Below are 21,195 nucleotides of genomic sequence, written 5' to 3'. Positions count from 1 at the left end.
AATCAAGGTGGCAAACAACTACAAGGACACGATGAACCTGCCGCAGACCGATTTCGCCATGCGCGGCAATCTGCCCGAGAAGGAGCCCAAGCGCCTGGAGATTTGGCGCGAGATGGATATCTACCGCCGCGTGCTCGAGAAGAACGCCGACGGCAAGCCCTTTATCCTCCACGACGGGCCTCCCTATGCCAACGGTCCCATCCACCTCGGTCACTCCTTCAACAAGATCCTCAAGGACTTCGTGGTGAAAAGCCATGCCCAGCGCGGGTACTTCGCCCCCTACATCCCCGGCTGGGACTGCCACGGCCAGCCCATCGAGCACATGGTGGAGGTGACCATCGGCCCTGAGCGCATGGCCGAGATCAGTCAGCCCGAGCTGCGCCAGCTGTGCCGCGAGTGGGCCGAGAAGTACGTCGATATCCAGCGCGAGGGCTTCAAGCGCCTCGGCGTGAATGCCGATTGGGAGCACCCCTACCTCACCTTCATTCCGAACTACGAGGCCGGCAACGTGGAGGTGTTCAAGGACCTGTACCTGAAGGGCTCGGTCTACCGCGGCCGCAAGCCCATCCACTGGTGCACCCATTGCCACACCGCCCTAGCGGAGGCCGAGATCGAGTACGGCGACGAGGTGTCGCCCTCCATCTACGTGAAGTTCAAGCTGGACGCCATGCCCGGCGTCTTCGAGGCCAACGGGGCCGCCGGCGACGCTTTCCTGCTCATCTGGACCACCACCCCCTGGACGCTGCCGGCCAACACCGCCGTGTCCTTGGCCCCCGAGGCCGACTACGTCATGGTCATCACGGCCGACGGCAACCTCGTCATGGCTCGGGATCTGGTGGAAGCCGTGGCCGAGGTGGCCGGCTGGGAGGGCTACGACTTCGTGCGCGATGGAGCGGGCGAGCCGGTGGCCCTCAAGGGCAAGCAGCTGTTCGGTCTCACCTACACGGCGCCGGTGCGCCACGACATCACCGGCACGGTCATCTACGGTGACCACGTCACCTTGGATACCGGCACTGGTGCGGTGCACACGGCTCCCGGCCACGGCCAGGACGACTACCTGGTGGCCCTGGAGTTCGATATCCCGCTGCTCATGCCCGTGGACGATAACGGCGTGTTCACCGACGAGGCCGGCCAGTTCGCGGGGCTTTCCACCGACGAGGCCAACCCGGTCATCATCGGCTGGCTGCGCGAGCAGGGCACGCTCGTGGCCGAGAAGAAGATCAATCACTCCTACCCCCACTGCTGGCGCTGCCATGAGCCGGTCATTTTCCGCGCCACGAGCCAGTGGTTCGTCTCCATGGACAAGAACGCCCTGCGCGAGCGGGCGCTCACGGCCATCAACTCCGAGGTGAGCTGGGTGCCCGCCTGGGCGAAGAACCGCATCGGGTCCATGGTGGCCGATCGCCCCGACTGGTGCATCTCGCGTCAGCGCAGCTGGGGCGTGCCCATTCCCGTGTTCCAATGCGCCAAGTGCGGCAACACGGTGGCCACTGAGGCCACCTTTGACGCGGTGATCGAGTTGTTCAACGTCAAGGGCGCCGACGCCTGGTTCACCATGGAGCCGTCCGAGTACCTGCCCCGGGGCACCAAGTGCGAGGCCTGCGGCTGCACCGAGCTGGTGCCCGAGAAGGACATCCTGGACGTGTGGTGGGAGTCCGGCGTGTCCCACACCAGCGTGTGCCGTCATCGCGAGAGTGAGGGCCTGCGCTTCCCGGCCGATCTGTATCTGGAGGGCTCCGACCAGCACCGCGGCTGGTTCCAGTCGTCGCTGCTCACCTCCATCGGCGCCTACGGGGTACCCCCCTACCGCTCGGTCATGCACTGCGGATTTACCGTGGACGAAGAGGGGCACAAGATGTCGAAGTCCTTGGGCAACGGCATCGATCCGGCCGAGGTCTGCGACAAGTTCGGCGCCGACGTGCTGCGCCTGTGGGTGTCCTCCTGCGACTACTCCCAGGATGTGGCCATCTCCGACGGCATCTTGAAGCAGGTGTCGGATGCCTACCGCCGTTTCCGCAACACCTTCCGCTTCCTTTTGGGCAACCTGGACGATTTCGGCCCCGCCGACTTCGTGGCCTGGGACGAGCTTGAGCCCATCGACCAGTGGCAGATGGTGCGCACCGTGCAGCTGCTGGCCGAGGTGGAGGCGGCCTACGAGGCGTTGAAGTTCAACAGCGTGTACCGTGCGCTCTACGACTACGTGAACGACCTGTCGGCCGTGTACATGGATGTGACCAAGGATCGCCTTTACGCCGAGGCCCCCGCATCGGCGCGCCGCCGTGCCGTGCAGACCGTGCTCATGAACATCCTGGAGGTGCTCGTGCGCGTGATGAGCCCCATCCTGTCGTTTACCACCGACGAGGTGTGGGACCATTTCCCGCCGGCGTTCCGCACCGAGGAGGGCCGCGCCCTCTCGGTGCAGCTGGCCGGCTGGCCGCGCCCGACCGACTTCACACCGGCCGTGCCCGCCGAGGCCGACGGGGCCGTGGCCGCCTTCGAGGAGATGATGGCCGTGCGCGAGGTGGTCACCAAGGCCCTGGAGGATGCCCGCACGGCGAAGATCATCGGCAAGAGCCAGGAGGCCGCCGTGGTGGTATGCGCCCCGGCCGCCGTGGTGGCCACGGCCCGTACCTTCGATGCCGCCGTGTTCGAGGAGCTTTTCATCGTGGCCTCGGTTACCTTCGAGGAAGGGGCCGACGACGAGGTGTCCGCCGCGGTGACCGTGGCCGCGGGCGAGAAGTGCCCGCGCTGCTGGAACATCCGCACCCTGGGCGGCAACCCGGCGCACCCCGATGTGTGCGAGCGCTGCGGTAACGCCCTGGACGTTCTGGGCTACGAGGCCGAGTAAGTGACGGCTCCGGCAGACAAGCGGTCGCTGCGGGGCCGCAACGGGATCATCTTCGCCTTGGTGGCGGTGGCGTGGCTCGCCATCGACATCGCCACCAAGGCCGATTTCAACAGCTATCAGCTGGGCCAGGTCATCGCCGGTCCCTTCCTGGGCCTGTTCCAGTTCCGCCTCGTGCACAACACGGGTGCGGCCTGGGGCATGTTCGGCGACTCCACCTTCGCCTTGGGGGTGATGTCGCTGGTGGTGTGCACGGCACTGGCGGTCTATCTGCTCGCCATCGCCAGGCGTGCGAACGTGGTTGAGGTGGTGGGCATCGCACTCGTGTTCGCTGGCGGCCTGGGTAATGCGCTTGATCGCTTTACCCTGGGTTATGTGGTGGACTTCATCGACACCACTTTCATCGAGTTTCCCACGTTCAATGTGGCCGATATTGGTGTGACCTGCGGGTTCGTGCTGTTCTTCCTGGGAATGCTGTGGGCCTCGCGCACCGAGGGGAAGGCCCCGGCCGCCACGGCCGCATCCGGCGCATCCGCCAAGCCGGGGGAGGGCGAGTAGCGTGGCCCGATCGCTCTGCCATATCGTGGCGGCCGACGACGCCGGCACGCGCCTCGATGCCCTCTGCGCCGCCCGCGGGCTCTATGCCTCGCGCTCGGCGGCGGCCCGGGCCATCGAGGAGGGCCGCGTGTTCGTGAATGGCGCCACGGTGTCCAAGAAGCAGGCCGTAGCCGCGGGCGATACCGTGGTCTACGAGGTGGACGACGAGCCGGAGTCCGTCGTGGTCTACGGTGAGCCCATCGATCTGGATATCCGCTACGAGGACGAGGACATGCTCGTGCTGTCGAAGCAGGTGGGGCTCGTGTGCCACCCTTCGGTCGATCATGCCCACGGCACGCTCGTGAATGCGCTCATCTGGCACTGCGGGGAGGAGAACCTCTGCAACGTGCAGGGAGAAGAGGCCGACCGCCTCGGTATCGTGCACCGACTCGATCGCGATACGAGCGGCCTTATGCTGGCGGCCAAGACCGACGAGGCGGGCCGCGAGCTCATGGCCCAGATCCAGGATCGCGCCGTGGACCGCCACTACCTCGCCCTCGTTCACGGCATCATGGCCCACGATACCGGCATGATCGACGCCCCCATCGCGCGATCGGCCGACGAGCGCTGCCGCATGGCCGTGCGGGACGTGCCCAGCGCCCGCGAGGCCATCACCACCTTCCGCGTGCTGGAACGTTTCGAGCACGGGGTGCGCGACGACGGCTACAGCCTTATCGAGTGCAAGCTGTTCACCGGCCGCACCCATCAGATCCGCGTGCACATGCAGTACACGAAGCACCCCATCGTGGGCGACCCGGTCTACAACGCCCACGGACCGCGCGACGAGAGGGCCCAGCTGGGTCTGCGCCGCCAGTTCCTCCATTCCTACAGCATCGCCTTCGAGCATCCCGTAACCGGCGAGTCCCTCGCCTTCGCCGATCAGCTGCCCCGCGATCTGCGCGAGGCCCTCGATGGGCTCGCCCCGCGCTCGCTCGGTGTCACCGAGGCGGGACGCGAGGTGTTCGCCCTGATGGAGGAGGCCCCTGTGCCCTCCGTGGAAGGAGACGTGTTCCATGAGTGAGGTTGTCGGCGTCATCATCGCGAACACGGGCACGCCCGCCGCGCCTACGAAGAAGGCCGTCAAGAAGTACCTCTCCCGATTCCTCATGGATCACCGCATCTGCCCCATGCCGCGTCCGATATGGTGGCTGCTGCTGCACACCGTGATCCTGCGCAAGCGCGCTCGCGCCTCGGCCGAGAAATACCGCGCCATCTGGACGGCCCAGGGCTCGCCCATGGCCGTGACCTACGACGCCCTGGAGCGGGGCCTTGCGGCCCACTACAAGCAGCAGGGCGCGCCCGTGGTGGTGCGCTGCGCCATGAGCTACGGCAAGCCCACCTTCAAGAAGGCAATCAAGGCGCTGAAGGAGGCGGGCTGCACGCGGCTCGTGGTGCTGCCCATGTACCCGCAGTCGGCCCTCTCCACCACCGGTTCGGTGCGCGACGCCGTGGCGCGGGCCACCCGCCGCGCTCGCTGGAAGCACCCCGTAGCCATTGTGGACGACTATAGCGAGCATCCCGCCTACGTGAGGGCCATCGCCGCGTCGGTGCGCAACGCCGGCTTCTCGGAGGAACGCGGCGATCGGCTGCTGTTCTCCTACCATTCCATCCCGCTGAAGGACATCGAGGCGGGGGACACCTATGAGCTGCAGACCGGGGCCACGAGCCTGGCCGTGGCCGGCGAGCTGGGACTCGATCGGCGCCGCTGGACCATCAGCTACCAGAGCCGCTTCGACAAAGGGCGCACGTGGCTCTCGCCCTTCACGCGTCCCACGCTCGTGCGCTTGGCCCGAGCCGCCGAGCCGGACAGCCGGTTGCTCATGGTGTGCCCGAACTTCGCCGTGGACTGTCTGGAAACCCTCTACGACATTCCCTTCGAACTGGAGCCCCTCTACCGCGCGGCCTTGGCAGGGGAAGCGGTGAACGCCGAGGAGGAGCCCGGCGCCCTGGAGAACACGGGCAGGCGCGCCGCCCACTGCGACGATCATCTCGCGGCGCGGCAGGCAGCGGCCCACGCCGGTCGCGACCGCACCGGCGAGCCCGCCTTCCGTCGCGGCAGCCACCGCCGCCCCACGCCCGAGGAGAGCTTCATCTATGTGCCCTGTCTCAACAAGTCGAAGGCGCACCTGAAGGTGCTTGCCGCCGTGCTCGCCCCCTACGTGGGCGATGAGGGGTAGCCTGCTGCCCGTCTTCTCCCGAAACAGGCACGATCCCCTCTTGCCGTGCCCGGAACACCCACGGCTAGGCCCCAGCGCTCGCTTCAGTATCTTGCAAGAGGAACAAAAGGTGGAAAAGGTGATAAATCACGCATTTTTTGTTCAACTATGGAATTCGCTAGACAAAAAAAGCAGATATTCCACGTTTGGGAAGCAGAAAAAGCAGTTCTTCGCGGTTCTCACCGAAACTATTTAAGATCGTCAAGATTCATAAGTCCTTGACCTGCGATTATGTTGCCCTCCGTTTCAAGCTATGAATGTGCAGAAAGATGGCAACGTGGAATATCTGCTTTTTCCTTTTTCGAATTTGCCAATACCAGAGAAATTGAATAAAAAAGCAACTATTCCACGTTGCGGTGGCGGGGCGGCGGCTACCTGCTTTTCTGAGGCGAGCGAGGTGCCGCAGGCCGGCGAAAAGTGACGCGCATATATATGGGCGCAAGCTGCGGCCACGGGCGAGTCTCCGCGTGCCAAGCGCATCTAGCACCGTCCGCGCACGGCGGTGATCAGCTCCTCCTTGGAGTGCAGGCCCATCTTCTTGTAGATATGCCGCACGTGGGTGTCGATGGTGGATTGGGAGATGTACAGCTCGTTGCGGATATAGGGCAGAGAATAGCCCTGGGCCAGGTAGGGGAGGATCTCGCGCTCGCGCTTGGTGAGCCCGAACTCGTCGGCTGCAGCGGCGCAGGCCAAGGCGAAGCGATCGGCCGAGGCGTCTTCTGCGGGCATCGCCGTTTCGTCGGGCTGCGACGACGGCGCGCTCGCTGCGCTCTGCGTCGGTGCGGGCGATGCGGAACAGTCGCGGCCCGTCTCTTCCAGCGTGAAGGCGAGACGGTCCTGATTGGCAATGGATACCATGGCCAACACGATGAATCCCGTCAGCGCCACGAAGAGAACGCCTTGGTAGAAACCAATCTCTGCTGCCCAAGAGGCGGCAGGCGGCCCCAAGAGCAGCCCGACGAGAAATCCCCCTTCCAAGAAGAAGCGGCCCAATCCGAAGACGCGCTGGGCCGAGGCGCCCGTGCGCTGGGACAGCTCGGCGAAATAGATGAAGGTTGTCAGGTTCAAGAGGGCCTGGGCTGCGTTGACGAGAAACGCGGCTCCCATGATGGCGCCCGGGATAGGCAGCACGAGCAGCGAGAAGGCCACGGCGATCAGCGGCAGCACCCAGCGATAGAGCGTCCCCAGGTTCAGTGCCCGAGAGAAGCGCGAGAGGTAGGCCGTGATAAGCACGGCCACCACTGATCCCGATAACACCGAAGTGGTGAGCACGCCGGCGGCCGCGGGCACGATGCCGTCATTGGCGAAGGTCCAGAACAGGGAGACGACGGTGGTCGCCCCCACGATGCCCAGCCCGAGCCGCACAAATCCTGGCACGTTCAAATGACCGAGTCTCTGCGCGTCTTTTCGATTGCGAACGCACGGGGCACTCTCGTTGCCACTATGGGCAGCCGCAAGGCAGAAGGCCGATAGGAAGGGCAGACACCCGACGAACAAGATGGCAGGCAAGCGCGGCAGGACGAGCACCACAGCGTAGCACGCGAAAGCGGCTATGAGCGAGGCTGTGGCCATGCGCTCGATGCGCGTCATGTCGAGAGAGGCGTAATGGGCGCCCCAGAGCACGGTGAACACCGCTGTGCCCACGGCCGACACGAAGCCTCCGGCCGCCTGCAGCGCGTGGACGCCGACGTCGCTTGCCATGGAGGGCGAAACGGTTAACAGGGCCACGCCCAGCGTCATGCTAGCCACCGCTCCCAGGAATGCGAGGGTGCGGGCACGTGTTGTGGTCAAGGACACGGGCAGCAGGAACAAGGAGAACAGCCCCACGGGCGCCCCGATCATCGAGGCGAGCCAAAAGACGCCCATATTCGCCGTGTCGCCGGCTGAGAACACCGGCGTGAACACCGTGGCGAGGCCCCAGGCCACGATGAAGCCCCATCCGATGTCGGGCAGGCTGTGGCGCAGGCTCCCGTTGCGGGCGCGCAGAACGGTCGGGGTGGTTGCGATGTCGGTCATAGGGCTTCCTCCTGACAATATTGTACGCCAGCACTCCTGCGATGCGATGCTGCGGCCATCACGTGAATCACCTGATTTTCCCGATCAGGTGATGTTCTCATGGGGATTCCCGATAGGCGGCAAGGGCCCGCGCGGCCTATGGTGGATTCGCGGCACGCCACAAGAGAGCCGTATCGTGGACTACTACCAAGGAGACCATAGGAGGGAACCATGACAGCACTTACTCGACGTCATTTCATTGCCGGTGGCTTGGCGGCCGGCGCCCTGGGCCTGGCGGGCCTGACCGGCTGTGCGCCTGCGGCCGAGAAGAGCGGGGAAGATGTGTCCGCGTCCGCCGGCGCAGACGGCGCCGCCACGCCTGCGGCCGGCGAACGCCCCTGGGAGATCGCGCCGGCTCCCATCGCCGAGGACCAGATCACCGAGACCGTGGAGTCCGATGTGGTCATCATCGGGTTGGGAGCCTCGGGCATCTATGCAGCCACCTCGGCCATCGAATGCGGTCTGTCCGTCACGGTGCTCGAGCGAAACGACACCTACAATGCCAATGGCGGGTCGCATTATATGTTCAACTCCCGGGCCCAGCTGGAGCAGGGCGAGCCGGTGGACGTTCCCATGGCTGTGAAGGACTTCCTCAGCATCGGCAATTTCAAGATGGACGGCCAGGCGGTATGGACCTGGGCGAACCGTTCGGGCGAGGCGGCCGACTGGTTTGCCGATGTGGTGGAGCCCTACGGGCTGCATCCGGTGCTTCAGCACTCCGATGACGAGGTGATCGAGCGCATCTACCCTGGCACGATCATCTTCATTGGAGGGGCCAACGAGCCCACCTCCGCCATCGATCAGGATCCCTACAACGGGGATTTGGGCCTCGGCTTCGTGCCCGAGATCGATCTGCTCGGCGCGCTGCTCGGCCACATCCAGGACAAGGGCGCCGATATTCGCTTCAAGCACACCTCCCAGCAGCTGGTGCGCGATGGCGACGGCCGCGTGAGTGCCGTGATCGCTGCCGACGAGACCGGTGCTCTGAAGAAGTTCGTCGGCACCAAGGGCATCGTGATCGCTACGGGGTCCTACAGCCAAGATGCCGCCATGCTCGAGTACTTCTGCCCCATGGTGACCCACAACCCTGTGGGCGACAAGGTGGCCCAGTTCAACATGGGCGACGGAAGCGGCATCAAGCAGGCGCTGTGGGTGGGCGGCACCATGCAGAACAACGGCGACCATCCGCCCATGATGTTCTGGGGATCCACCAACTGCATCAAAAATGTGATGGTGAACAGCACGGGCCGCCGGTTCATCGACGAGAACGCAGGCCAGTCGAACTTCGCCGCCGCCCAGTTCAACCAGCCCGGGGGCACTATGGTGGCACTGTGGAACGAGTCCTACGCGAGCCAGCTGCCCGCCATTTCCTACCGCGCTGACGACCCCTCTTGGGCAGCGAAGCCCGAAGAGCTTCTGGCGAAGTGGAACGCACTCGTGGAAGAGGGGATCTTCATGAAGGCCGACTCGCTTGACGAGATCGCCGCCGCCTACGATCTGCCCGCCGATGTGCTGGCTCGCACGGTGGAAACCTACAACGGCTACTGCGCCGCAGGCGAGGATGGCGAGTTCCATAAAAATCCCGCCACCCTCCACGAGCTGACGGCCCCGTACTTCGCCACCAAGTACGACGTGCCCGCGTCCCTCGCCTGCATGGGCGGCCTGCATGTGAACGCGCTGTCTCAGGTGCTCACCGAGACCGAGGAGCCCATCGTAGGGCTGTACGCCATCGGCCTGGCCGCGGGCGACTTCTGCGCCAACCAGTACAGCACCCGTTTCGCCGGCAACAGCCTTGGGCGCTGCATGACCTTCGGCTACCTTATCGGCCGCCAGCTGGCGGGCTTGGAATAGCTGCGAAACACCCTCCCCTTCGCGCGACACCCCATTCCAAGCGCCTATGCGAAGAGACCCCCGAGCATCGGGGGTCTCTTGGTTGGAGGGAGCTGCCGGCGGAAGGGGAGGGGACGCCGCCGGCAGCGGGGGTCGTCGGCGCTTAGGCCTCGGCCAGCTCGTGGCCGAGCATATAGCCGAAGGTGATGCAGCGGCCGTGGCTGTTGCCGGCCACGTTGATGGGGTAGTCCACCGCGGTGATGTCGCCCATGATATTGCCGAGCACGTAGAGGCCCTCGATGGCGTTGCCCTCGGCGTCCAGGCACTGGAAGTCGTTGTTGCACTTCAGGCCACCGGTCACAGCCAGAAGCGCGGGACCGACCTTCAGCGCGTAGAAGGGGCCCTGCTTGACCGGGGTCAGGAACACGGGCTTCTTGTAGTAGTCGGTGTCCTCGCCGGCCTCGCACATGCCGTTGTAGCGCTCCACCGTGGCAGAAAGCGTGGAGGCGTCGCAGCCGATCTTGCCGGCCAGCTCTTCAATGGTGTCGGCCTCGTAGGCGATACCCTGCTCGATGTAGGCGGGAATCTGGGTCTTGAAGTACTCGGGGGCCAGGTTCAGGTCGCTGCCGTAGGGGCGGAAGCTGTCCCAGAACATGCCGCCGCCATAGGGCAGGCCGTTCACCAGATCGGTGGGCCAGTTGGCATCGAACACCGACCAGGCCTCGCCGTTGGGCTGGCGGTTGATGGCCAGCGACTTGCCCTGCACCCAGGTGTCCTCGCACATGAAGCGCTCGCCGTTGTCGTTTACGAACAGGAAGGGGCCGTGGAACCAGCAGAAGGCCTGGGGGTGCATCATGGTGGGGAAGGGCAGATCCTGCAGCTGGGCGCCGATCCACATGCCCATCTTATGGCCGTCGCCGGTGTTCACGCCGGCGGGCGTGTACTGGCTGCGGGGCTGGCCGTACTCAGCGCAGATGGGGGCGTAGGCCTCGCACATCTCCAGGCTACCGCCGATGTCGCCGGTGGCCAGCACGACGCCCTTGGCGGCGTTGTACTGCACATATCCGTCAGCGGTCTCGCAGATGCAGCCGGTCACCTTGCCGGAATCGTCCTTCAGAAGCTGCACGGCGGGGGAATCGAACACGAAGGTGGCACCGTCCTTCACGGCGTCCAGGTAGCACAGCTCGGCACCGGCGAAACCGGTGGAAGTCAGGCCGGCCTCCTCGGGAATCATGAGCATGTGGTAGCCCGGCTGCTCGGCGTACACGTCGTCGTGGCTGTAGAAGGCGCCCACCATGGCGGAGCCGCCCAGGGCCTCGCACTTGTCGAGCAGCCAGTTGGAGGCCTCTTCGGAGTTGTTGAAGAACTTCACGATGAGGTCCTCGTTGGTGCGACTCGCGCACTGGGCGATCCAGTGCTGCTTGGCGTTCACCTTGTCCACCTTGATGCCCAGCTCGTCCATATAGCGGGAGTTGATGGCGCCGAAACCGCCGCCGCGGCCGTTCCAGCTGGAGGACTTCTCCACGACGGTCACCTTGCCGCCCTTCTCGGCCGCCGCGGCGGCGCAGGCGCAGCCCGCCAGCCCGGCGCCGATCACGAGGATGTCGGTGTCCACGGTGCTGGCGATGTCGGTGATAGGCTCGGGCGCGATCTCCCACTCATAGGTGGCCTTGCCCGTAGCGGCCATCTGACCGCCCTGCGCGCCGGCGTCCTTGGTCTCGGCAGCCGGCGCGCAGCCGGCGAGCCCTGCGGCGCCCGCGGCCACAGCGGCGGTGGCGCCCAGGCCGAAGAACGCGCGGCGAGACATTCCCTTGTTAGTGATTTCAGACATTGAAACCCCTTCCGTTTCGCGGAGCGCCTCCGCTCCGCTTCCTTTCTTTCGGGGATCCACAAACCGTACGGCTGTGTTCCCTCCCGCAGCGCATCATGCCTCTGCCGGCCGCTGGGGCCATCTAGCTAATCGGCACATTTTCCCACATGAGCGCAAAATGGGCCGAAACGGCCCATATAAGTTTCCTCGCACTTCTTGTGGAGAGGGGCGGTTTAAGGTAGATTGGGAAAGCACACTTGGCCAGGGAAAGGGAGGGAGCCAAGATGTCCGCAACGCATCGGACGCGGGCCGAGGAGCCGCGCTTCGCCGATTGGCGCCTACTGGGTCTGGGCTTTTGGCAGGCCTGGCAGATGGTTGTGCTCTGCACCCACAAAGTGGTGGCCGCCGCATCGCCGGAGGTTCCCGGTGAAAACCCGGTTTTGATTTTACTGGCACTGATGACCGCCAGCTACGCGCTTGTGGTGCTGCTCTCGCGCCGCTTCGCGCCCTTCTTGAGCCGGCGCGACTCGTTTATCTTAGCCGGCGGTCTCACGGCCTTGGGCACCGCTCTCATACCGGTCAGTCTGGGCCTGCTCGCGGGCGCGGCAGCCTTGGTGCTGTTCTTGATCGGCGCGGCAGCGGCCTCTTTCGGCAACGCCCTCCTTATTATTATGTGGGGCGAGCTGTGGAGCGCCCTGGCCACCGGCCGCGTGGGGCGTCACCTCTATGCGTCCTACACCTTCGCCTTCGTGCTGTTCTTCATCGCCTACGCTATGCCGAAAGCGGTGGCTATCGGCTATGCGACGGCGCTGCCGGTAGTGTCGGCGGCTATTCTGGCGGCGTGTAAGAGCGAGCCGCGGCGCGAGCCGTCGGTCATCCCCCTTGATACCAAAACGGTGCCCGTGGGCCGCCTTCTGCTCTGCGTCTTCCTTATCAGCGTGGTGTGGGGCACAAGCCAGGGGATGCTCGACCCCTACGCGGGCAACGATGGGCACTTCATGGCGAGGGCCCTGCTTTTGGCCGGCGGCGGCATCGGTGCCATCACCCTCTCCATGATGGTGTCCCAGGCGCCCTCGGAGGCCGCCGCCCTGTACCGTCCCGTGATTCCCGCGATGGTCATCGGGCTGATCCTGCTGCTGCTAGAGCCGATGCCCTACCCGTTCATCGGCTGCGGCCTTATCATCATGGGCGTCTACTGCCTGGACATGCTCATGATGCTCGTTTCCACTGACGTGGCCTTCCGCGGCCGCATCTCGGTGGCAGCCTCCTTCGGTGTGACCATTCTCGTGGCGCGCACGGGTACGCTCACCGGCACGTTTCTCGCTGATTGGCTGCCCATGCTTCCCGTCTGGTCATCGCAGATGCACACCGACGTGTTTTTGCTGGCCGTGCTGGTCCTGGCCATTATCGGCATGCTGTTTTTCACCATCGCCGATGTGCAGAGGCTCTACGTCACGCCTCGCAGCGGCGCGGCCGACACCAGTTTGGAGGAGAAGTGCGCCGCCATTGCTGCCATGGGCAAGCTGACCAACCGCGAGTCGGAGGTGATCGTGCTTCTGGCCCGCGGTCGCTCGGTGCCCTATATCAGCGACGAGCTGTCCATCGCCCAGGGCACGACGAAGCACCACGTGAGCAACATCTACCGCAAGTTGGGCGTCGCCGACCGCCAGGGCCTGCTGGACGCCATCGAGCAGGGCGGCGTGGGCAAGCCCGGCTGGGAATAGGGACAGCCCTGCTCGCCGGCGCATTTGCCGCGCGAAGCTCGAGACCGGAGCGCGGCGCGGAAGGCGACGCGCTCCGGTCGGCGGTTTACCTCACGATAACGATGAGGGACAACCTCAGGTTTGCTCACCAAGTCGGTGCTATCATGGACACAGTCGGGGATCGGACGACTAGGGCGCCGATTCGCGACGTCCCATTCCGCAAGCCCCAAGGAGATTCCCCATGCTTTCCGAGCGCTTCCTCACTACGGTCGTGCGCACCATGACGAAAGACCAGCTGGCCTTAAACCCCACTCCGGGCATCACCCTGCCCGATCCTGAGCCCGGCCGCATCTATACCCTGTACGCCCATGTGCCCTTCTGCGAGCGTCTCTGCCCCTATTGCAGCTTCAACCGCTATCCCTTCCGCGAAGAAGTGGCGCGACCGTACTTCAGTGCCTTGCGCCGTGAGATGCGGATGCTCGCCGAGCGCGGATACGACTTCGAGAGTCTGTACGTGGGCGGCGGCACGCCCACGGTGATGATCGACGAGCTGTGCGAGACCATCGACCTGGCCCGCGACCTGTTCTCCATCCGCGAGGTGAACTCCGAGACGAACCCGAACCACCTTATTCCCGCCTACCTGGACAAGCTGGCCGGCCGCGTGCAGCGCCTGTCCGTGGGCGTGCAGAGCTTCGACGACGACCTGCTGCGCCAGATGGATCGCTACGACAAATACGGCAGCAGGAAGGAGATCTTCGAGCGCATCGGAGCGTCTGCGGGGTACTTCGAGTCGCTCAATGTGGACATGATCTTCGACTTCCCCTCCCAGACCGAAGCCGTGCTGCGTAGCGATTTGGAGCGCATCGCGAGTTGCGGCTGCCAGCAGACAACGTTCTCGCCCCTGTACCAGTCCAACGCTACGATGAGGAAGATGGCCGCTACCTTAGGTCCTTTGAGCTACGACCGCGAGCGGTGCTTCTACGAGATCGTCGACGAGACGCTGGCCGGCGGCGAGCGCCCAGACTTTGAGCGGCGCACCCTGTGGACGTTCAATCGCCTGGACGGGGAGAACCAATCCCAGGAGCGCCTCGAGGTGGATGAGTACGCCGTGGCCTACGAGGAGTGCGTGGGCATCGGCTCGGGATCGATCACTCATCTGGGCGGCGACTTGTATGTGAACAGCTTCGGCTTGAACGAGTACCGCGCCGCCGTGGAGGCCGGGCGCCTGCCGCTGCTGGGGAAGACGGCGCTGTCGCGCCACGATCTCATGCGCTATCGCTTCCTTCTGCAGTTGTACGCCCTGCGCTTCGACAAGAGACAGTTTCGGGCCGACTTCGGCTGCAGCGTGGATGCGGGGCTGCCCATGGAGATGGCCTTTCTACGCCTGAACGGGGCCTTTGCCACCGACAACGCCGATGAGCTGACGCTGACGCCACGGGGCCGCTATCTCACCGTGGTGATGTACCGCCAGTTCCTCGCCGGCCTGAACAACCTGCGTGAGCAGGCCCGCGCCAACCTGCCGGGCCCCGAGCGCGAGCTCCTCTTCGGCGATGGGCGCCCCGCCGCTTAGGCCGCCTCGCCTCCGCAGAGGGCCACCAGTTCCTTGCGGCTGTGCACGCCGACCTTCACGTAGATGTGCTGGATGTGGGCCTTCAGGGTGCCCGGCGCGATGAACAGCTCGCGTTCGATCTCGGCGTTGGTCTTGCCCTGGGCGATCAGGCGGCAGATCTCGTCTTCGCGCGGACTCAGATGGTACTGGGCCGTTACGGCATCGCAGCGCTCGGCCATGGCCTCGGCGCGCAGGCTGTCGGCAGCTAGGTTCTCGGTTTCCAGCAGCTTGACGCCCCAGCGCGATGCAAGGTCCTTCTCCGACAGCAGCACGAGCGTACTCGCCAGCACGAGCATCACCACGGCCACGGTGATAACGATGTCCTGGGTCTGGGGTGCCAGCCCCGTGCCTGCCAGCAGATCGGCGCAGTTTCCACCCCAAATGGTGAATAGCGGATTCACGCACATCGCACCGGTCAGCGCCAGGACGGCTACGCCCATGCGCTTCGACAGATCGAAGAACAGCAGCGATACGAGCAGCGACATCAGCGTCATGCCCATGGAGATGAGGTATCCCGCAGCCGCAGTGCCCAGAATGCCCTCAGCGGGAATGAGCAGAAGGCCGCACACCATGAGCAAAAGCGGCGAGCGGAACAGCACGCTGACGCTGAAACGGTTCGAGAAAAAGTACACGATGACAAAGAACACACCCATGACCAGGGCCGTCGAGAGCGACGAATGGACGCCCGCCCCTGCCGGCAGCTGGCTGGCGCGCATGCCGTAGGCAAAGGCATAGATGCACAGCACCGCCAAGGGCTTCCACGGGTAGGAGAACTTCGGGTAGGGACCCGCCTTCCGGTCGCGCTCGGGCAGCTGGCGGAAGGCCAGCGTCAGGCTGGCCAGGGAGAGCAGGGGCAGCAGCACGAGCATGAGCGAGAAGCGCTCGCCAACTAGTCCCTGGCACAGGTAGGTAAGCGGCACGGCAATAAAGCGGGAGGCCGCCATATACAGGGCGATGCGCACCAGGCTTAAAGGCGCGATGGCCTCATTGAACATGAGCAGAGTGGTGCAGAAGCCGAAAGCGCCCAGGATGGCCCCCGCAAACAGGAGGGGCGCCGCCCCATCGCCGGCGCCGGGAGCGCCGATCATGCAGGCCGAGGCCGCCAACATCGCGAGCAGCGCTGCCGGCCGCGCCCACGGTTGAGCATGCAGCGGCGCGATGCGGCTCGCGGCCAGGGTGGCCAGGATGCCCGTCAGCGCATAGGCGTAGTCGAATACCGTATGGGGATCGAAGCCCACGGACAGGGCGATGCCCTCGGGGGCCGCGAAGGTGAGCGTCATCCACGCTCGTGCGCAGCCAAGAGCGAACAGGTAGGGGATCATCTGGTCGAGATGATCGATGCGCTGCCAGGGGCGAGGTTTGCGATCGGTGGAGTTCATGGGGCCATTATAGCGACTCTACCGTCCCGATGGGCGCGAGGAGGAGGCTTCTCGTGCCGCCCGCGATGCGGGAAGGCCACAGCGCCCGCCAGGGGGAGGGAGGCCGGCGGGCGCTGTGCAAGGGAAGGGACGGGAAAAGACGGGATGGGATGGCTCTACAGGGCGGCCACGTAGCGGCCGGTAACGTAGCCGGAGGTGATGGCGCGGCCGACCGACAGGCCCTCCACATCCATGGGGTAGTCAATGCCGCCATAGAACTGGCCCGAGGCATTGCCCACGGCGAACAGACCCTCGATGGGCTCGCCATCGGCATTCAGGCACTGCTGGTTCTCGTCTACGGTCAGGCCGCCCAGTACCGCTGACACTATATTCGCGCCACGGGGCACCGCGAAGAACGGACCCTGCTCGATAGGCGTCATGAAGGCGGCCCGCTTGCCGAACTGGCCGTCGACCCCGGTGGCGCACAGCTCGTTGTAAGCCTCGATGGATTCGACGATGGTCGCCTCGTCAATGGGGTCGATATTCCACTCATCGGCTTTCATGTAGGCGTTCATATTCGCCGCCAGCTCGGCAAAGGTCTCACCGCGAACGAACTGGTCTTCGGTGGGAAGCTTCATGTTGCCCACGTTGAACTTCACCTCGCCGGGATAGGCGGCCTGCCACTGCTCGCCGATCTCGACCCAGTTGGCTGGCATGATGGTGAAGAACTTCGCTGCCATGGGATTCTCGAAATCGTACTCCTCCAGATACCCGCGCATGAGGTTGTTCAGATAGGCGAAGGACAAGACCTCGTTCATGAAGCGCTTGCCGTGGATGTCCAGGTTCAGGAAGGGTAGCTCCAGGCGGGTGAGCGCGCCGCCGCCGTGAACCATCTTCGAATGGTTCACCGGGGTCATCTGGGCGCCGGCCCACACACCGGCCATCATGCCCATGCCATCGCGGAAGGAACTCGCGCCCTTGAAGCCACGCTGGTCGGGACAGTAGTAGTCGCGCATTTCCTGGTTGCCCGAGCAGTCGCCCGAGGCGAGGATGACGCCCTTGGCGCCTTTGAACAGCACGAATCCGTTCTCGGTCTCGCAGACAACGCCATCAACGCGCTCGCCCTCCTTGTGCAGCTGCACAGCGGGGGAGTTGAAGAAGAACTCGGCTCCCTTGGCGGCCAGAGCGTCGCATATCACCAGGGCGGCGGCGTTGTGCGCGCCTTCCACATGGTTGTAGGTGTTGGCGTGCAGCGAGTAGGCATAGCCGTTGTACTCGCGATCGCTATCGTAGGGCTTCGACTCCACGCCGCCGGCCGCCGCCGTCTCGGCCCACCAGGTCACGGCTTCATAGGAGTTGCGCGCCCACGCCTCCAAAAGCTTGCGGTTGGAACGGTAGGCGTTCTTCTCCATGAGGAAACCTACGCAGGCTTGGATGCCGGCCTCGTCGGTTTTGGTGGTATCCACCGATGCGCCCATGTTGCCCGTAGTCTGAGCCGTGCCGATGTTCTGCACGCAGGCCACCTTCGCGCCGCCCTCCAGGGCCGTGTGCACAGCGGCCAGACCCGACTCGCCCGCGCCGATGACGACGATGTCGAACTCCTTGGTATCCGCGAAGTCGGTGATGGGCTCGGGGGCCTGCAGGAACTCTGGCAGGCCGGCATCAGCGGCCCCGGTCTCGGCAAGGCCGGCGTCGGCGGCCGGCGACTTCGGGGCGCAGCCGGCCAGGGCGCCGGCTCCCATGACGCCAGCGGCGGCCAGACCGGAGAGCTTGAACAGATCGCGACGGGTGACTTCCATGATTTCCCTCCTAAGAGATGGGCGGCGCTCTCTCAGGCGCCGCGTTCCCGATGCGCTTAACGGGGGCCGGTATCCCTGGGGATCGTCGGCGGTACCGCGTGCCGTTCAGCGCTTCTGACGGCCCGCATCATGCCCGACGAACGCGCTGCGGCGCATCGGGCGAGGGGAAACTTTTGGGTTAAATGCCTAACCCGCGCCATAACCCAAGGCTATGAACTGGGAAAATGAAGAAGCCTCCGCTGCGGGAGGGAGCAGCGGGCGCGCATACGGGAACAGCGCTGAGATGCGCTGACAGGTGGCGAGGTACGCTGAAATGTGATGAAATCGACGGTTCTTGTAGTTTTCAGGGCGAACAGCGCCTTCCCCTGGGACAGTACGCGAGCGTTTCCCCAGTTCGCGGAATTTCCGAAGCGCCGTCTGCGCCGGCGAGGGTACGAGAACCGTGATTTTCTCCGCAAAACGGCCGGGCCGGGTGAGATTCCGACGCGAGGCTGTCGAGGATGGCGGGGGGGGGGAGCTGTATGGGTAGCCTCTCGCGCACGTTGGCACCGCTGGGGCCAAAAATGGAAAATTACCTCTTGCAATGCTTCGGGGGTAAGGTTATTATAATCAAGCTGTTTGAGCAGAGGCTTAAACGCACAACGGGTTGTGGCGCAGTTTGGTAGCGCACTTGACTGGGGGTCAAGGGGCCGCAGGTTCAAATCCTGTCAACCCGACCAGCTTGTTTCAGGCTCTGGCATCGCAAGGTGTCAGAGCCTGTTTGCTTTCAGCGGCTCCATTCGGCCGCAGGGCTCGCGCTGGCACGGTTTCGGCCGCACGGGGCCCGCACCAGCCCGGGCACCCTGGTGCACCGGGCCGATGCGAGCCCAGGGGCGCGCTCGGGCTGACGGGCCGTTCGCGGGGATGGCATCCTGGCCGTTTCGGGCAGCCGAAACCTGCGGGTAACAGAGCCCGCCTACAATGGGCAAAACCGCGAGAAAGGCAAGGTTATGGCCCATATCAACGAGAACTACGGCAAACTGCCGGGAAGCTATCTCTTCTCGGAGATCGCACGGCGCACGGCGGCGTTTGCCGCGAAGCATCCCGATGCCGATCTGATCCGCATGGGAATCGGCGATGTGACGCGGCCGCTTGCGCCGGCAGTCATCGAGGCCATGCACCGCGCCGTGGACGACCTGGCGGCGGCCGAAACGTTCCACGGCTACGGTCCCGAGCAGGGCTACGCCTTCCTGCGCGAGGCCATCGCCCAGGGCGATTTCGCGGCGCGGGGCGTGAGCGTCGATGCCGATGAGATCTTCATCTCCGACGGCGCCAAGTCGGATTGCGGCAACATCGGCGACATCTTCGCCACCGACAACGTCATCGCCGTGTGCGACCCGGTGTACCCCGTCTACGTGGACTCCAACGCCATGGCCGGACGCGCCGGCGACTACGACGAGGCATCCCAGCGGTGGGAGAACATCGTCTACATGCCCACCACGGCCGAGAACGGCTTTTGCCCGGCGCTGCCCGAGGTGCCGGTGGACATCATCTACCTGTGCAGTCCGAACAACCCCACGGGCACCGTGCTCACGCGCGGCCAGCTCCAAGCCTGGGTGGATTACGCCAACGAGTGCGGGGCGGTCATCATGTTCGACGCGGCCTACGAGCGCTTCATCGTGGATGCCGACGTGCCCCATTCCATCTTCGAAGTGCCCGGTGCCGAGACCTGCGCCATCGAGTTCCGCTCCTTCTCGAAGACGGCCGGCTTCACGGGGGCCCGCTGCGGCTACACCGTGGTGCCGCGGGCCCTCGTGCGCGGCGGGCAGAGCCTGCACGATATGTGGAACCGCCGCCAGTGCACCAAGTTCAACGGCGCCTCCTATGTGATCCAGCGCGGCGCCGAGGCCATCTACACGCCCGAGGGTGCCCGCCAGGTGGACGAGGCCATCGCCTACTATCGGGCCAACGCCCGTCTCATCAAGGAGGGGCTGGAGGCGGCCGGCTACACCGTGTACGGAGCGGTGAACAGCCCCTATATCTGGTGCAAGACGCCCGAGGGCATGGGCTCGTGGGAGTTCTTCGACCGGCTTTTGAGCGAGGCGGCCGTCATCACCACGCCCGGGGCCGGGTTCGGCCCGGCCGGCGAGGGGTACGTGCGCCTGACCGCCTTCGGCGAGCGCACCGACGCCGAGCGGGCCATGGAGCGGATCGGCGCCCTCGGGTAGCGGTACCACTCGAGCGCGCTCCCCGCCGCGCGTCCGCGCCCTCAAAGCTGGCCCTGCACGTGAAACGCCCCCGCAATCGCGGCTTTCGCCATGATTGCGGGGGCGTTGTCGTGCCGGGGGATAGGGGCTTCGCGCGAGCGCCCGACTGCCGCGGAGGGTTACAGCTCCACCTCTCCGATGAAAGCCTCCTCGGCCGGGCCGGTCATGATGACGTGGTCGGTCTCGTCCCAGAGAATATGCAGGGTGCCCCCGCGCAGGCGTACGTCGTTCTCGCGCTCGGAGCGCCCGGTGAGGGCCGCGGCCACCAGCGTCGCGCAGGCGCCGGTTCCGCAGGCCATGGTCTCGCCGCAGCCGCGCTCGAAGACGCGCATGGCGATGCCGCTATCATCCACGCAGGCGAATTCCACGTTGGTCTTCTCGGGGAAGGCGGGATGGCTCTCGAAGTAGGCGCCCACGACATCCACATCGAAGGTCTCCAGCGACTTCTCGCCGCCCTTGAACAGATGGGCGGGCAGCGCCTCCCAGTCGTCGATGAGGCACACGGCGTGGGGGTTGCCCATGGACACGCCGACGAAGGCGAACGAGGGGCCAGTGGGGTAGGCCAGCGTCAGTGTCGTGGCGGAAGAACGCGCCTGCCCGTCGCACGGGCGCACCGCCCGCTCTTCCAGCACCACCGCGCAGGCCTCGTCGGCCGCGGCGGCATTCAAGGGAACCTCGGCGGCCTCCAGAACGGGGGCGCCCATGTCCACCTGGGCCATGGCAAGCTTGTCGGCCTCGTCCACCGTGAAGCGGATGGCACGCGGCCCGGCCAGGGTCTCCACGGTCAGGCTGCCGCGCGCGGCGTCCACGATGCCGCGGTCCACCACGTACTTCGCGAAGCAGCGCACGCCGTTGCCGCACATCTGGGCCAAGGTGCCGTCGGCGTTGATGTAGTACATGAGTCCATCGCAGCCCTCAAGGTGAGCGGGCCGCACGAGGATGACCCCGTCAGCTCCGATGCCGAATCGGCGGTCACACAGCTGCTTCACCTGGTCAACTGACACATCCATCGTCTCGTCACGGTCGTCGAAGAACACGAAGTCGTTGCCGAGCCCGTGCAGCTTCGCGAAGGGGTAGCGACCCGCAACGCCTGCTCCCGTTATCTCCATGGCCATCACCTTTCCCTG

The 21,195-nt window shown here is 65.2% G+C and carries 14 protein-coding genes and 1 tRNA gene; 10 read left to right on the top strand and 5 right to left on the bottom strand.

Translation table 11 applies throughout. From position 1 onward, the window contains the following. The first annotated feature begins 7 nt into the window (after window positions 1–7). From ileS to G503_RS16230, 5 genes are all read left to right on the top strand, one after another. Window positions 8–2,848 (top strand): isoleucine--tRNA ligase, encoded by a 2,841-nt coding sequence (gene ileS, locus G503_RS0102655; protein ID WP_028026371.1) that lies wholly within the window; start codon window positions 8–10, stop codon window positions 2,846–2,848. Then, entirely contained in the window at window positions 2,849–3,403 is a 555-nt protein-coding gene (gene lspA, locus G503_RS0102650; protein ID WP_084636218.1) for a signal peptidase II, read from the top strand. Window position 3,404: 1 nt separating this feature from the next. Further along, window positions 3,405–4,463: an RluA family pseudouridine synthase gene (locus G503_RS0102645; protein WP_028026369.1), complete on the top strand. Its 1,059-nt coding sequence runs from the start codon at window positions 3,405–3,407 to the stop codon at window positions 4,461–4,463. Then, window positions 4,456–5,619 (top strand): ferrochelatase, encoded by a 1,164-nt coding sequence (hemH, locus tag G503_RS0102640; protein WP_028026368.1) that lies wholly within the window; start codon window positions 4,456–4,458, stop codon window positions 5,617–5,619. The genes G503_RS0102645 and hemH overlap by 8 nt, the downstream gene beginning before the upstream one ends. A gap of 316 nt (window positions 5,620–5,935) precedes the next feature. Further along, a complete protein-coding gene (locus G503_RS16230; RefSeq protein WP_156891885.1) occupies window positions 5,936–6,079 on the top strand; it encodes a hypothetical protein in 144 nt (47 codons plus the stop codon). 59 nt (window positions 6,080–6,138) lie between these two features. Here the strand turns inward: G503_RS16230 and G503_RS0102630 are convergent, their stop codons facing one another. After that, on the bottom strand, window positions 6,139–7,674 hold the full coding sequence (locus G503_RS0102630) for a helix-turn-helix transcriptional regulator (protein ID WP_028026367.1): 1,536 nt from the start codon (window positions 7,672–7,674) through the stop codon (window positions 6,139–6,141). A gap of 210 nt (window positions 7,675–7,884) precedes the next feature. Between G503_RS0102630 and G503_RS0102625 the strand changes: the two genes are divergently transcribed. Then, the gene (locus tag G503_RS0102625; RefSeq protein WP_028026366.1) at window positions 7,885–9,564 is read left to right on the top strand and encodes an FAD-dependent oxidoreductase; all 1,680 of its coding nucleotides are present in this window, start codon (window positions 7,885–7,887) and stop codon (window positions 9,562–9,564) included. A gap of 142 nt (window positions 9,565–9,706) precedes the next feature. Here the strand turns inward: G503_RS0102625 and G503_RS0102620 are convergent, their stop codons facing one another. After that, on the bottom strand, window positions 9,707–11,374 hold the full coding sequence (locus tag G503_RS0102620; protein WP_028026365.1) for an FAD-dependent oxidoreductase: 1,668 nt from the start codon (window positions 11,372–11,374) through the stop codon (window positions 9,707–9,709). Window positions 11,375–11,637: 263 nt separating this feature from the next. On the opposite strand from G503_RS0102620, the gene G503_RS0102615 reads away from it, so the two are divergent. Together G503_RS0102615 and G503_RS0102610 are read left to right on the top strand one after the other, a co-directional pair. Beyond that, window positions 11,638–13,077 carry a response regulator transcription factor gene (locus G503_RS0102615; RefSeq protein ID WP_028026364.1) on the top strand — a complete coding sequence of 480 codons (1,440 nt, stop codon included), beginning with the start codon at window positions 11,638–11,640 and terminating at the stop codon, window positions 13,075–13,077. Window positions 13,078–13,297: 220 nt separating this feature from the next. After that, window positions 13,298–14,626: a coproporphyrinogen III oxidase family protein gene (locus tag G503_RS0102610; protein ID WP_028026363.1), complete on the top strand. Its 1,329-nt coding sequence runs from the start codon at window positions 13,298–13,300 to the stop codon at window positions 14,624–14,626. On the opposite strand, the gene G503_RS0102605 is transcribed toward G503_RS0102610, so the two are convergent. Then, entirely contained in the window at window positions 14,623–16,044 is a 1,422-nt protein-coding gene (locus G503_RS0102605; RefSeq protein ID WP_028026362.1) for a response regulator transcription factor, read from the bottom strand. The genes G503_RS0102610 and G503_RS0102605 overlap by 4 nt on opposite strands. A 155-nt stretch (window positions 16,045–16,199) precedes the next feature. Further along, window positions 16,200–17,822, bottom strand: coding sequence for an FAD-binding protein (locus G503_RS0102600; RefSeq protein WP_028026361.1), 1,623 nt, complete (start codon window positions 17,820–17,822; stop codon window positions 16,200–16,202). A 642-nt stretch (window positions 17,823–18,464) separates the two neighbouring features. On the opposite strand from G503_RS0102600, the gene G503_RS0102595 reads away from it, so the two are divergent. Beyond that, window positions 18,465–18,541 (top strand) — tRNA-Pro (locus G503_RS0102595). A 270-nt stretch (window positions 18,542–18,811) separates the two neighbouring features. Next, window positions 18,812–20,029, top strand: coding sequence for an LL-diaminopimelate aminotransferase (locus G503_RS0102590; protein ID WP_028026360.1), 1,218 nt, complete (start codon window positions 18,812–18,814; stop codon window positions 20,027–20,029). A gap of 158 nt (window positions 20,030–20,187) precedes the next feature. Here the strand turns inward: G503_RS0102590 and dapF are convergent, their stop codons facing one another. Next, a complete protein-coding gene (gene dapF, locus G503_RS0102585; RefSeq protein WP_084636230.1) occupies window positions 20,188–21,177 on the bottom strand; it encodes a diaminopimelate epimerase in 990 nt (329 codons plus the stop codon). Window positions 21,178–21,195: the final 18 nt, after the last annotated feature.

The sequence above is a fragment of the Adlercreutzia mucosicola DSM 19490 genome (assembly GCF_000422625.1).
Lineage (GTDB): Bacteria > Actinomycetota > Coriobacteriia > Coriobacteriales > Eggerthellaceae > Adlercreutzia > Adlercreutzia mucosicola.
This window is presented reverse-complemented; position numbering and strand designations above follow the sequence as displayed.